Annotated in this window: 4 protein-coding genes; 1 reads left to right on the plus strand and 3 read right to left on the minus strand. The window is 69.7% G+C overall.

Annotated features, from left to right (window positions below):
* Nucleotides 1-1,205: 1,205 nt before the first annotated feature.
* The gene (locus tag NB3_RS07990) at nucleotides 1,206-1,658 is read right to left on the minus strand and encodes a pyridoxamine 5'-phosphate oxidase family protein (protein WP_067798879.1); all 453 of its coding nucleotides are present in this window, start codon (nucleotides 1,656-1,658) and stop codon (nucleotides 1,206-1,208) included.
* 185 nt (nucleotides 1,659-1,843) lie between these two features.
* Nucleotides 1,844-3,211 (minus strand): wax ester/triacylglycerol synthase family O-acyltransferase, encoded by a 1,368-nt coding sequence (locus NB3_RS07995; RefSeq protein WP_067798882.1) that lies wholly within the window; start codon nucleotides 3,209-3,211, stop codon nucleotides 1,844-1,846.
* A 183-nt stretch (nucleotides 3,212-3,394) separates the two neighbouring features.
* Here NB3_RS07995 and NB3_RS08000 point away from each other — a divergent pair, with 183 nt between their 5' ends.
* On the plus strand, nucleotides 3,395-4,531 hold the full coding sequence (locus tag NB3_RS08000) for an NAD(P)/FAD-dependent oxidoreductase (RefSeq protein ID WP_067798884.1): 1,137 nt from the start codon (nucleotides 3,395-3,397) through the stop codon (nucleotides 4,529-4,531).
* Here the strand turns inward: NB3_RS08000 and NB3_RS08005 are convergent.
* Nucleotides 4,521-13,634, minus strand: coding sequence for a non-ribosomal peptide synthetase (locus NB3_RS08005; RefSeq protein ID WP_067798887.1), 9,114 nt, complete (start codon nucleotides 13,632-13,634; stop codon nucleotides 4,521-4,523). The two genes, NB3_RS08000 and NB3_RS08005, sit on opposite strands and share 11 nt — an antisense overlap.
* Between the last annotated feature and the right edge of the window lie 339 nt (nucleotides 13,635-13,973).

Here is a 13,973-nt window from a genome sequence, read left to right on the forward strand (position 1 = left end):
GCTCTCCGCGTCCGAAATCTGGCTTTTATATGCAGTTCGTCTACTCAGAAGCGGCGCTACCCCTGCTGTTCGCCGCGCCGTTCAGGTTTCGCGTGTAGCTCGATCGGCCGGTCCCCGGTATCCGGATCGGACACCGCGGCCTCCGCGACAGCTCCCACACCTCCCGTTTGTCGGCATTTCCAGTCGTCTCGAAATCTGAAAACAGAACTTTTGAATCTGCGGTGGAGCATCGACACTCTGATGGGTCAAGCTATCTGACAGCAGCCCGGCTCAGTCTAGTCGTATCAAACCTCTCGACCCCGCACGGAAGCCGGGTGTTTCGAATCCCGATTCGGAGCAATGCGAACCCGCGCACACCTCCGAAGGCACCACAGGCCCTACGCGGCTTCCTCCGAGAAGAGCCTGGCTCCGAGCAAAGTAACCAGAGACAGACACCTGCGATCGGGCATAGTACATGCCGGGTCAGGGCCGCAATCAAGCCGGGACGGCTACGACAGCCCAGACGGCCTCGAGCGGACCGCAAACCCTCTCCACACACGCCTGAAATCGGTAGAAAATTGCCCATATGCACTTCTAGCAATAATCTGGCAATCCAGCGCTTATTGCCAATATATGTCGCTTTACCCAATTACCTATGGGTACCATCACTCGCACCCGATCCCTATTCCGCCACGTCCAAATCCGCCATAGCGGTTGATAGCCGACAATACATAGTTCCGTTCGGCAGTGCACTCATATCGGTCCGCCGATCGCCTTTCGTGGTATCACTCGCACCGAAGACCGTCGGCGCAGAAGGAGGGCTCGTCGGTGGAAGTCCCGGGCATGCGACTGTTTCCACTCGCCCGCGAGCGGCCCGTCGATGAGCGCCGACCGGTACACATCGCCCCGGTCAGGCCGTGGATTCACGCGGCGGCGACGGCCGACCGGGCAGGCGTCGGCGACCGGTGCTCATGCCGGAGCAATCACGCGACTTCCGCGCCGGACTCGCACCGGCACAACGCCGAAGATAATTTGCCCGCAACGGAACCGGGCGGTGGCGAAGCCGCGTACGAGTCCACCGGATACGGCTCCGCAAAGAATTCTCGCTAGCAGCGTTCGGTAAATTGGCCTGCGGCTTCCCGCCGCGCGATCTCTTGCCGCCCAGTCGGTTCGTTCCCCCGTCCGTCCGACCGCCGCCTTTCGCGGCACCGCCGGAGCGGAACAGGCTAGTCCTGCTCGCCGACCAGCCTGACTCCCGTCACGATCGTGGGTTCGATGGCGATGACGGTGTCCATGACCCCGTCGGCCCACGGGCGAAGCAGCCGCGTATAGCGGGCGATTCGTTCCGGATCGGTCACCGTCCGGGCGAGACCGGTCACCACGACCGACCAGCCCGCATGAGTCACCGCGTCGATGTCGTCGGCCTCGTAGGCCACGACGACCGAGGGATCGGCACGGACGGTGTCGGTGAGCCGCGAAGTGACCCGGGTTCGCACGATGACCACACCGCCGTCGACGAAATGGTTGACCGGACGGATCGCGGGCAGCGCGTCGCGGGTGTACACCACGCGTCCGTAGGCGACGCCGGCCAGCAACCGCAGCGCCTCCTCGCGGTCGATCTCGACCATCGTGCGGCCCTGCGCGCCGCTGTCGGTGACACGGCCGTTCGAGGCGATCATGATCTCGCGCCGGGGCGCGTCGCGCGTGCATCCACTGGCAACGACCTCGCTTTCCGGTCTTCACTCGCCACCACGGCCTCCCATACCATCACCGAGTCCCCCTGCCGGACAGGGCAGAAAGTCCCCGATCCGTCCTCTTCGCACGGCCGACCCCGGCGACAGGGAAATCGCGCCGGAAGGGCGCGTCACGGTCGGGTCACCTCCGGCCGGGACGGCCGCCGGAGCCTCGCACGCTCCCACAATCGACGGATCTCCTGCTCGATGCCTTCGGCGAGCACGGCGATGTCGGGCGCGGTGTCGTAATCTCCGGTGATGCCGAAGGTCAGGTGGCCCGCGTAGCTGAGGACGGCGATCGCGGTGCGCAACCGCATCGCGATCGGCATGGCGGGCAGCAGTTCCGAGACCACCCGCCCACGGACGGTCAGCTCTTCCTTCGGACCGGGCACATTCGTCACCAGCGCGCCGACCGTCCGTTGCGGGATTCGCGCCAGCAGACGGAGAGTCCAGGCCAGGGGCGCGAACGGCAGCAGACCCGCCAACGCGAGCACCGAATCCTCCGCTTGCGCTTCGCCGCCCGACTTGTGCCGGTTCATCCGCTCCCGGATCGCCCTCAGCCGCTCCACCGGGTCTGCGATTTCGATCGGCAGGAACGGCAGTACCGCCGAAACGCGGTTGTCCAGCGTGTATTTCGCCTGTTCGGATCGCATCGAGACCGGGACGAGCACACGCAGTTTGTCCGGCGACAGCCGTTCGCCGCGGCCGATCAGCAGGTCACGATAAGCGGCGGCGACCGCGGCCAGGACGACATCGTTGACCGTGACGCCGAACGCCGCGCCGATCTCATGGACCTCCGGCAGAGCGGCGCGGGCCACGACATACCGGCGCTGGCGTCCGATGGGGCCGTTGAGGGAGCACTCGACGGTGGGGGACACGATGGCGGACAGCAGCGGAGCCAGGCCCCGCGTCATGGCGGCCGCCGAACGGGGCACGGCGACCGGCAGACGCGACAGTCCGCGAACCAGATCCGGCCAGCGCACCCCGGTACGCTGCCCCTTCGGCTCGGCGGTGTCTCGCGGCTCCCCGGTCACGGCATCGCAGAGGCTCTGGAACACCGAGATCCCGGATACGCCGTCCACCAGACTGTGATGCGCTTTGACCAGCAGTGCCCACCGGTCACCCGCGAGGTGTTCGACGACGACGCACTGCCACAGCGGATGATCGCGATCGAGTCGCTCCTCCAGCTCCGTGGCCACCAGTTCGCACAGCGCGGTCTCGTCGCCCGGCGTCGGCAGCGCGGTCCACCGGATGTGGTGCGCGACATCGAAATCCGGGTCGTCCTCCCACACCGGCGCGGTCAGGTCCAGCGGCGCGCGACGCACCTTCTGGCGCAGGCGCGCGTTCCGCTGCGCACCCCGTGCCACCAGGGCGCTCAACTCCGCCCGGCTCGGCGGGGCGCCGGCGACGATCGCGACGGCGCCGATGCCGAGACTGATGTGCCGGTCGGCGTCCTCTAGTTCCATGAAGCCCGAATCGAGGGGGCGTAATTCTGTCATGCGGGATGCTCATTCGAGTCGCTTGGTCCTTCCAGCATCGCGCGCGGCGCGGGCGCAGATGATGGCCGAAGGTCACCGAATGCAGAGCACTCCGGCCACGGCGCGGGACGTCGCGGCGACCTCGGTCGCCCGCGAGCGCGCGAGCGCTCGACTCGGCGGCGTCACCAGGAGAAGAATCGGCGTATGCGAACCGTACTCATTCTCGGTGCGGGGTTCGGAGGGCTGGAGCTGGCGACCCGTCTGTCGGATTCGCCGGCCGACGATTTGCGTGTCGTCGTCATCGACCGGAACGATTCGTTCACCTTCGGCTTCGCAAAACTGGACATTTTGTTCCGTGATCTGTCGCCGGAGACCGCCCGGGTGCCGTACTCCCGTTTCACGCATCCGCGCGTCGAATTCCGGCAGGAAGAGGTCACCGAGATCGACCCGAAGACCCGCCGGGTCCGCACCGATCAGGCCGTCTACGACCCCGACATCCTCGTCGTCGCGCTGGGCGCCGACTACGATCCCGGCGCGACCCCAGGCTTCGCCGAAGACGGCTACGAGTACTACTCGATCGAGGGCGCCCTCCGGTTGCGCGAACGCCTCGCGCGCTTCGACGGCGGGGCCGTGGTCCTCGCGGTGCTCGGTGTTCCGTTCAAGTGCCCGCCCGCGCCGTACGAAGGCGCGATGCTCCTGCACGAGACGCTCGCCCGGCGCGGGGTCAGGAGCCGCACCGACATGCGATTCCTCACCCCGATGGACGCACCGATCCCGGTGTCGGCGGACACGTCCGCCGCGATCGTCGAAGCGCTGGCCGGGCGTGGCATCGCGTACGCGCCGGGGCGTCCGGTGCACGGGCTCGACCCGGCCCGGCAGATGGCGCTCACCTCGACCGGCGACGTGCCCTACGACCTGTTCATCGGAATCCCGAAGCACCGGGCGCCCGCGGTCATCGCGGCATCGGGGCTCACCGAGGGCGGGACCGACGGCTGGATCGCCGTCGACCCGCACACCCTCGAGACGCCGTATCCGGGTGTCTACGCCCTCGGTGACTGCGCCGACGCACCGGTCCCACGGGCGGGTGTGTTCGCCGAGGACGCCGCGGGCACGGTCGCCGCGGGCATCGAGGCCCGGTTGCACGGCCTCGCTCCACCGGAACGCTACCGCGGGCGGGGCACCTGCCACATCGAGTTCGGCGGCGGGCTGGTCGGCAAAGTGGAGGCCGATTTCCTCTCCGGTCCCGCGCCGGTCGCGCCGTTCACCGCGCCGTCGGCGGAACTGGCCAGGGAGAAGGCCGCCGCGGCCGAGGGCAGACTGCGCCGCTGGTTCACCGGCTGACCGGCTCCGGCCCGTCCGGCTCTCCCGCCTGCCAGGCGCGGGTCAGCACCGCGGCGATCTCGGCCAGACCGGATGCCACGGTCATCCGCCAGTGCGTCGTCGGCACCGGGTGATTGTGCACGCGTCCGTCGACGATCTCACTCCAGAGCGACGCACCGGCACAACCGGTCGGATCGTCGAGCGCGGCGGTGAAGTAGATGACGTCGCCCCGGTACACCGGCGGATCGTAGGCGCCGCGCAGCTCGACGGAGTGCACGGCCGCGTCGAGGATCCGGGTGACGCGGTCGGAGCCGAACGACGCGAACGGCTCCGGTAGTTCGGCCATCCTCTCCGGCAGCGCGGCCCAGTCGACATCCGCGACATTGCCGAGGTCGCCGGCCTGCTCACCCAGCAGGCCACCGATCAATTCGGCCACCGGGACCTGGCCCGCGTCCCCCGGCGGCGTGCCGGGCGGATCGACCATATAGCTGTCCATCACCGCGAGCAGCGCGACCTGCTCGCCGTCGCGTTGCAGCTGGACCGCCATCTCGTGCGCGATGACGCCCCCGAAGGACCAACCGAGCAGGTGATAAGGACCCGTCGGTTGTTTCGCGCGGATCAGCTCGATGTAGCGGCGGGCCCATTCCTCGATCGAATCCGGCATCACCTCGTCGTTCGCCAGCACCGGAGTCTGCAGGCCGTAGAGCGGCCGTTGCGGGTCGAGGTAGGCGGCGAGGCCCGCATACGACCAGGAGATTCCCGACACAGGATGCACGCAGAACAGCGGCGCGGCCGAACCGCCCGGTCGCAGCGGCAGCAGCGGGTCGAAGGCCGCCTCGGTCTCGACTTCGCCGCTCGCCCGCCGCGCCAGGTCGGCGACCAGTTCCGCGGGGGTGGGCGCGGTGAACACCCGCATCACCGGAATCCGCGTGCCGAGCGCGGACGACAGCCGAACGGTCAGCTTCGCGGCGAGCAGGGAGTTGCCGCCCTGTTCGAAGAAGTTGTCGTCCATGCCGAAGCGTTCGGCGCCGAGCACCGCGGCGAAGGCGGCGGCGACGGTCGCTTCCACGGGAGTGACGGGGGCGCGGAACTCGCGCGCGCGGAACACCGGCGCGGGCAGCGCTCGCTTGTCGAGCTTGCCGTTGGGTGTCAACGGCACGGCGTCGATCACGACGATCGCGGCGGGCACCATGTAGCCGGTCAGGTATTCGGCCACCTGCTCGCGCACCCGGGCCGGGTCCGGCCGCGCACCCGGCTCAGGCAGGACGTAGCCGACGAGCTGGTCACCGAGCGTGGGATCGGTGCGGACCAGCGCGACGGCCTGACGCACGCCGGAGCACCGCACCAGCGCCGATTCGATCTCCCCGAGTTCGATCCGGAATCCGCGCAACTGCACCTGCTGGTCGCCGCGACCGGCGTAGGCGAGCCCGGCCTCGCCGCCGAAACGGCCCCAGCGCGCGAGGTCACCCGAGCGGTACATCCGTGCGCCCGGCGGCCCGAACGGATTCGCCACGAAGCGCGTCGCGGTGAGTCCCGGCCGTCCCGTGTAGCCGCGGGCGAGCTGATCGCCTGCGACATAGATCTCGCCGGGAGTCCCGGCCGGCGCCGGGCGTAAGCGGATGTCCAGCACATGGGTGTCCAGCCCTGGCAGCGCGCGGCCGATCAGGCTCGCCGGACTGTCCATCAGATCCGCGCCGACGTCGAGGAAGGAGACGTGCACGGTGGTCTCCGTGATGCCGTACATGTTGACCAGGCGCGGCGCGGGTCCCGGATGACGCTCGCGCCAGCGTCGCAGCTGTCGCAGATCCAGCGCCTCACCGCCGAAGATCACGTACCGCAGCGCGAACTCACCGGATCCGGCCGTGGCGTCCAGATCGGCGTCGATCAGTTGGCAGAACGCCGACGGCGTCTGGTTCAGCACCGTCACGCGCTCGCGAATCAGCAACTCGCGCAATAGTTCCGGGGAGCGCGAGGTGGCGTAGTCGACCACGACGACGGTGCCGCCGGTCACCAGCGCGCACCACAGCTCCCACACCGAGAAGTCGAACGCGAAGGAGTGGAACAAGGTCCAGACGTCGCGCTCGCCGAATTCGAACAGCGGCTGCGCCTCGGCGAACAGCCGGACCGCGTTGCGGTGCGTCACGCCGACGCCCTTCGGCACGCCCGTCGACCCGGAGGTGTAGATGACGTAGGCGAGGTTGTCCGGCAGCAGCGGCGCGAGGCGGTCGGCGTCGGTGATCGGATCGTCGGAGAACTCCGCCGCCTGCTCGAGCAGGACGGTGGGCAGTGCGGTGTCCGGGAGAGCGGACCGCTCGGCGGCGGTGGTCAGCACGCACACCGGCGCCGCGTCGGCGAGCACGAAGGCCAGCCGCTGCGCCGGATAGCTCAGGTCGACGGGCAGGTACGCGGCGCCGGCGGCCAGCACGCCGAGCAGGGCGACCGGGAGTTCCTCGGTGCGCGGGATCGCCACGGCGACAACGGTTTCCGGTCCGGCCCCGGCCGCGATCAGCGTGCGGGCGACGCGATTGGCCTGCCGGTGCAACGCGCCGAAACTCAGCGTGGCGGCGCCGAACCGGACGGCCTCCGCCTCCGGCCTGCGCCGAGCCCGCTCGGCGATCAGCTCGGGCAGGGTCGTCGTGGGGGCGACCGCGAGCAGCGGCTCGGACGAGCGCGAGACCGCCGGGCGGCGTTCGCTCTCGTCGAGGATGTCGATATCCCATACGCGCGCCGAGGGATCGTCGGCGACCGCGGACACGATGCGCTCGAAGCGGCGAGCGAAGGCGCGGACGGTCGACTCGTCGAACAGGTCGGTGGCGTAGGTGAAGGTGACCGCCGCTTCCGTCCGGCCGTCGCCGCACACCCGTGGCTCGACGACCACGTGCAGGTCGAATTTGGCCGTGATCGCGCCGTTGTCGACGGCGGTCACCGTCAGGCCCGGCAACTCCAAGGCGGGCTGCTCGAGGTTCTGGAACGACAGCATCACCGGGAACAGCGAGGCGCGCGCTCCCGTCCGTGCGGGGTCTGCCTCCTCGACCACTCGCTCGAAGGGAACATCCGCGTTGGCGAAGGCCGAGAGAGCCGCCGCCCGGGATTGTTCGACGAGATCGTGGAACGTCATGGCGGGCTCGACGTCGACGCGCAGCGCCAACGTGTTGACGAACATCCCGACCAGTTCGTCCAGCGCACGTTCGCCGCGCCCGGCCACCGGGGTTCCGATGACGACGTCCGTGCCGCCGCACAGTCGCCCGATCAGGGTGGCGAGCGCCGCGTGCACCACCATGAACAGCGTCGCGTTGTGCTCGCGCGCGATCTCGGTCAGCCGCTCGGTGACCCGCGCCGGGATCGTGCAGCCGGTCGACGCGCCGCGGGCCGAGGCCACCGGCGGCCGCGGGCGGTCGGTAGGCAGTTCCAGCGGTCCGGCGAGCCCAGCCAGCTGCCCGCGCCAATACGAGAGCTGGTGCGCCGCGACGGAATTCGCGTCGTCATCGGAGCCGATCGTGGCATGCTGCCAGATCGCGTAATCGGCGTACTGCACCGGCAGGGGCGACCAGCCGGGCGTGCCGCCGCCGAGCCGGGCCGCGTAGGCGGTGGCCAGGTCGCGGGCCAGCGGCGCGAGCGAGGACCCGTCCGCGGCGATGTGGTGGGTCACGATGACGAGCAGGTGGTCCGCGCCCGAGGTGAACAGTCGCAGCCGCACGGGCGCGGCCGCGGTCACGTCGAAGCCCGCGGACATCAGCGCCGCCACCATGGCCGCGACATCGGTGCCGCCGTGCTCGATCGCGATGCCGTCGGGAAGGACCGCGCCGGTCGGAAGGACCTCTTGATACGGCTGCCCGTCGGCGTCGACCGGGTATCGGGTGCGCAGCACCTCGTGCCGTTCGATCACGTCGGCGATCGCGTCACCCAGCGCGGGCAGGTCGAGAGCGCCGATCAGCCGGACGGCGAAGGGCATGTTGTAGGCGGGCGAGTCCGGTTCGAGCCGGTTGAGCAACCACATCCGCTGCTGCGCGAGCGACAGCGGAATCCGGTCCGGCCGCGGCGATCGCGTCAGGGGTGCGCGAGCGGCGCAGGCCCCACCGGCGGCCGCCTTCGCGGCGAGTGCGCACACCACGGGAGCCTCGAACAGGTCCCGCACGGTGACCCGCGATCCGAGCGCCTCGTTCACCCGCGCGACGGCCCTGGTCGCCAGCAGTGAATTGCCGCCGAGCGCGAAGAAGTCGTCATCGATGCCCACTCGCTCGACGCCGAGCAGCTCGGCGAACACCCGCGCGACGGCTTGTTCGCCGGGAGTGCGCGCCGCCCGGAACGCCCTGGTCTCGAGCTCGGGCTCGGGCAGCGCCGTGCGATCGAGTTTCCCGCTCGCGTTCAGCGGCAGCGCGGTCAGTTCCACCAGCGCGGACGGGATCATGTAGGCGGGCAGGACCGCCGACATCCCGGCCAGCAGTTCGCCGCGATCGACGACCTGCCCGGGTCGCGCGACCACATAGGCGGTCAGCCGGTCGCCCGACGGCGAGGGCACCACCGCCGCGACCGCCTGGCTCACCGACGGCCGGGCCAGCAGTGCGGTCTCGATCTCACCGAGTTCGATGCGCTGGCCACGGAATTTGACCTGGAAGTCGGTGCGCCCGAGGTAGTCCAGGCGCTGCGGCTCGTCCGCGCGGGGCGCACGCCAGACCGCCAGGTCGCCGGTGCGGTACATCCGCGTCCCGCGGTCGAACGGGTTGGCGACGAAACGACCGGCGGTGAGCGCCGCCTGCCGCACGTAACCGCGGGCGAGTTGGTCCCCGGCCAGGTACAGCTCGCCCGGCACCCCGGCCGGAACCGGCCGCAGGCGCGAATCGAGTACGTACACCTGGGTGTTCCACTGCGGCAGGCCGATCGGCACCGTCACGCCGTCACCCGTGTCGGCGGGCCAGTACGTCACCGAGACCGCCGCCTCGGTGGGGCCGTACAGATTGTGCACCCGCGCGCCGGTGACCGCGCGGACCGCCCGGACGGTCTCCGGCGCGAGCACTTCCCCGATGACGAACAGATCCCGCAGTGTCGCAAGGCTTTTCGCCGTCGCGTGTGCGGCGAACTCGGTCAGCATCGATGGCACGAAATCGGTGACCGTGACACCGTGGGTGGCGATGGTGTCGGCGAGGTAGGCCGCGTCCCGGTGCCCGTCGTGGTCGGCGAGCACGAGTTTCGCGCCGGCGCGCAGCGGCATCAGGTAGCCCCACAAGGAGACGTCGAAGGTGGCCGCGGTCTTCTGCAGGTACACGTCGTGCGGACCCATGGGATACCGGTGCAGCATCCACTCGATCTGGTTGTCGATCGCGGCGTGCGAGACCACCACGCCCTTCGGACGTCCGGTCGAACCGGATGTGAAGATCACATAGGCGGGGTGCTGCGGCCGCACCGGCCGCGACAGTTCGCCGGGGCCGATGGCAGCGCCCGAGCGTTGATGCTCGCGCAGGTCGTCCAGAGACAGGACGGCGACCTGGTCGGGCAGCGGGATCGCGTCGGCGGACCTGGTGAGCACGCAGACCGGCCGGGCGAGTTCTAGCACGTGCGCGATCCGCTCGGCCGGGTGATCGGGGTCCAGCGGCAGGTACGCGCCACCGGCGGTGAGAATCGCGTACATGCCGACCACCAGGTCCAGCGATCGCCGGACCGCCAGCGCCACCACGGTTTCGGCGCCGACGCCGTGGTCGGCGAGCACGCGGGCAATCCGGTTCACCCGCTGGTCGAACTCACGGTAGGTCAGCCGGGTGTCCGCGTGGACGACCGCGATCTCGTCCGGATACCGGGCCACCGCCCGCCGGTACCCGTCGAGCACCAGGCCCGCGGCGACCGGGTGCCCGGTGTCGTTCCATCCGGCCAGGATCGCGGCGCGCTCCACGGCATCGAGCAGGTCGATCTCCCCGATCACCCGATCCGCCGAATCCGCGACGGCCGCGAGGATCGCGCACAGCCGCCGGGCGAAGGCCGCCACCGTGGCCTCGTCGAACAGGTCGGCGGAATAGGTGAACGCCGCCGAGATGCCCAGCGGCGTCCGCTCGTCCTCGTGCGGCACCATGGTCAGCTCGAGATCGAATTTCGCCAGCGGCAGCGCGAAATCCACCGGCGAAACACGCAGTCCGGGCAGTTCCAGCGCCGCGGGTGCGAAGTTCTGGAAGGTCAGCATGGTCTGGAACAGCGGGTGATGCGCGCTCGACCGCACCGGGTCCAGCACCTCCACCAGGCGCTCGAACGGCACGTCGGCATGACCGAACGCCTCGATGTCCCGGCCGCGCACCTGTTCGAGCAACTCGGCGAAGGTGTGGCCGGGGTCGATGTCGGTGCGCAGCGCCAGCGTGTTGACGAACATGCCGATCAGGCCGTCCACCGTGGCCTCGCCGCGACCGGCCACCGGCGCGCCCACGGTGATGTCGCGGGTGTTCGACAGCCGGGCCAGCAGCACCGCGTAGGCGGCGTGCGCCACCATGAACAGCGTCGCGTCGTGGCGGTGCGCCAGGCGGCGCAGCGCGGCGTGCACCGTCGCGTCGATCTTGAATTCGTGCGTGGCGCCGCGACCGGAGAACACCGAGGGGCGCGGCCGGTCGGCGGGCAGGTCCAGTCGTTCGGGCAGGTCCGCCAGCCGCTCTCGCCAGAAGCCGATCTGGCGGGCGAGGGTCGAATCCGGGTCGCTCTCCGCGCCGAGCGTTTCCCGCTGCCACAGCGTGTAGTCCGCGTACTGCACGGGCAGCGGCTGCCAATCCGGAGCGCGGCCCGCGGCCCGCGCCGAGTAGGCACTCATCAGGTCGGCGGTCAACGGGCCCATCGAGGAACCGTCGGCGGCGATGTGATGGACCACGCCGACCAGCACGTGCTCGGTCTCGCTCGAGCGGAGCAGACGCAGCCGGATCGGCGGGGCGGCGGTGACGTCGAAGCCGTCGACCACCGCGGCCACCGTGCGTTCGAGTATCTCGGCTTCACCGACGTCGAGCACCGTCAGTTCGGGTACCGCGCCCGGCTCCGATATGGCGTGCACGCGCTGGGTGCCCGCCCCGTCGTACTCCGGATAGCTGGTGCGCAGCACCTCGTGCCGCTCGACCAGGTCCCGGATCGCCGCCCGCAGCGCGTCCACGTCCAACTGTCCGCTCAACCGCACCGCCAGGGGGATGTTGTTGCTCGCTCCGGCCGGATCGAAGCGATTCAGGAACCACATCCGTCGCTGAGCGTAGGACAGCGGCACCCGCTCCGGTCGCGCCATCGGTCGCGGCGCCGGATGGGCGGCTCGGCCGAGTTCGTTCAGGCGTTCGGCCAGTCTCGCCACCACCGAGAACTCGAACAGCAGCGTGACCGGAACGCGGACGCCGAGCGCGGCGCCGATGCGCGCCGCAGCTTGCGTCGCGAGCAGCGAATTGCCACCCAGTTCGAAGAAATCGTCGTGCGCGCCGACCCGGGCGGCGCCGGATCCACCCGGCGGGAGGAGCAGGGCGGCGAAGACGTCGGCGACCACCTGCTCGGTCGGCGTCGCGGGCGCACGGAACTGCCGGGTAGTGAGCACCGGCTCCGGTAGCGCGGCCCGATCCAGCTTGCCGACGGGCGTGAGCGGTAGTTCGTCGAGCACCGTGATCGCGGCCGGAACCATATATGCCGGAAGGGTTTTCGCGAGGAGATCGGAGAGTTCGGCGGTGTCGAGCGCCACCCGGCCACGGCCGTCGGGAGCGGCCTCCGCTCGCGGTAGTACGTAGGAGACCAGCACGGTGTTGCCGGACGGCAGGGTGGCGCCGAGGGTCGCGGCATAGTCGACGTCAGGGTGGGCGGTCAACGCGTTGTCGATCTCGCCCAGCTCGATCCGCAGTCCGCGGATCTTGACCTGGAAGTCCACCCTTCCGTGGTGTTCGAGGAGTCCCGCCGCATTCCGTCGCACCAGATCGCCGGTGCGATACATACGGGAGCCGGGCGAGGCGGCGAACGGATTGGCGACGAACCTGTCGGCGGTCGTCGCGGGGCGTCCGAGGTAGCCCTGCGCCAGCGCCGGTCCGGACAGATACAGCTCGCCGATCACGCCGGTGGGCACCATGCGCAGCCGGCTGTCCAGCACATGCACGCCCAGGCCCGGTACCGGAGTGCCGATATGGGTCGCGCCGCCTGCACCCAGCGCTTCGGTGCCGGTGGCGAAGATGGTGGTCTCGGTCGGGCCGTAGACGATGTAGAAGGACCGGCCGCCGGTCGCCCACCGCGCGGCCAGTTCGGGTCCGACGCGCTCCCCGCCGCACAGAATGGCGCGCAGGTCGTCCAGCCCCGCCGGTTCGATCGATTCCAGTGCTCCCGGGGTGATGCACAGATGCGTCACCCGCTCGCGCCGCAGCAGATCCGCCAGTTCGACGCCGCCGAACACCGTGGGCGGGGCCACGACCAGCGTCGCGCCCGCCGAGAAGGCCAGCAGCATCTCGATCACCGAGAAGTCGAAGCTCGGGCTGCACAGATGCGAGACTCGCGATGCCCGGGTCACGGCGCGGGCGGCTATCTCGTGTTCGACCAGCCCGGCCAGACCGGCGTGGGTGACCGCGACGCCTTTCGGCTTGCCCGTCGAGCCGGAGGTGTAGATCAGGTAGGCGAGGTGCTGCTCGGTGAGGGGACGGATCCGGTCCAGGTAGCAGACCGCATGACCGGGTTCGGCGGCGGCTTTCCGCAGGTGGGTTTCGGCATCGAGTTCGATCCACGTCATGCCGGGCGCGGTGAGCGTCGCGCGATGCGCCGAGGTGGTCAGGCCGATGCACGCGCCGCAGTCGGCGAGCATGTACGCGATCCGGTCCGCCGGATAAGCGGGATCGACGGGCACGTAGGCGGCGCCGGTCTTCGCGACCGCCCACACCGCGAGCACCGACTCGATCGAGCGGGTGACGGCCACCGCGACGAAGTCTCCCGGCCCCACGCCGAACCCGATCAGGTAGCGGGCCCAGCGCGAGGACATCTCGTCCAGTTCCCGGTAGCTGAGCTCACGCTGATCGGCAGGTTCGCCGGTGGGATTGTACCGGACAGCCGCCGCGTCGAACGCCGTGTCGACCGCGGCGGTAAGCAGTTGCGGGAACAGGAGATTGCGTGCTCGGGGGTGCTGAGTGCGACGTGCGGAACGGCGTGTCGGGGTCATGCGGCGGCGAGTTCACTCTCTGGTCGATCATCATCCGCTCTGGCTATGGAGCCAGAAGCGATGCTTCAAATGCGTGAACCATGACCCGAGCGTGCAGAACGGACCTTAGCGAAGACCGATCCGATCGGCGCGCCGAGGTTATGAAAGGTCCCAGGATTACCCGGGGCGGTATTGGGCTATGACATGGTGTGATGTGAAAAACATTCATTTGGGCAGCGGAATTCGGCCATAACTTTTGTGACGAAAATCACTACCCGATGCTTGTGCTGTGCCGCGCCCGGCTCGGTTCTCCGGGCCGCAGCACGCCGAGACCGGCGCGATCGCGCGAAACCGATCCTT

The organism is Nocardia beijingensis NBRC 16342 (genome assembly GCF_001612785.1).
In the GTDB taxonomy this organism is placed as follows: Bacteria; Actinomycetota; Actinomycetes; order Mycobacteriales; family Mycobacteriaceae; genus Nocardia; species Nocardia beijingensis.

Excerpts from the sequence above, each read along its gene's own strand:
- NB3_RS07990 (WP_067798879.1), bottom strand. The coding sequence starts at position 1,658 with ATGATCGCCTCGAACGGCCGTGTCACCGACAGCGGCGCGCAGGGCCGC.
- NB3_RS07995 (WP_067798882.1), bottom strand. The coding sequence starts at position 3,211 with ATGACAGAATTACGCCCCCTCGATTCGGGCTTCATGGAACTAGAGGAC.
- NB3_RS08000 (WP_067798884.1), top strand. The coding sequence starts at position 3,395 with ATGCGAACCGTACTCATTCTCGGTGCGGGGTTCGGAGGGCTGGAGCTG.
- NB3_RS08005 (WP_067798887.1), bottom strand. The coding sequence starts at position 13,634 with ATGACCCCGACACGCCGTTCCGCACGTCGCACTCAGCACCCCCGAGCA.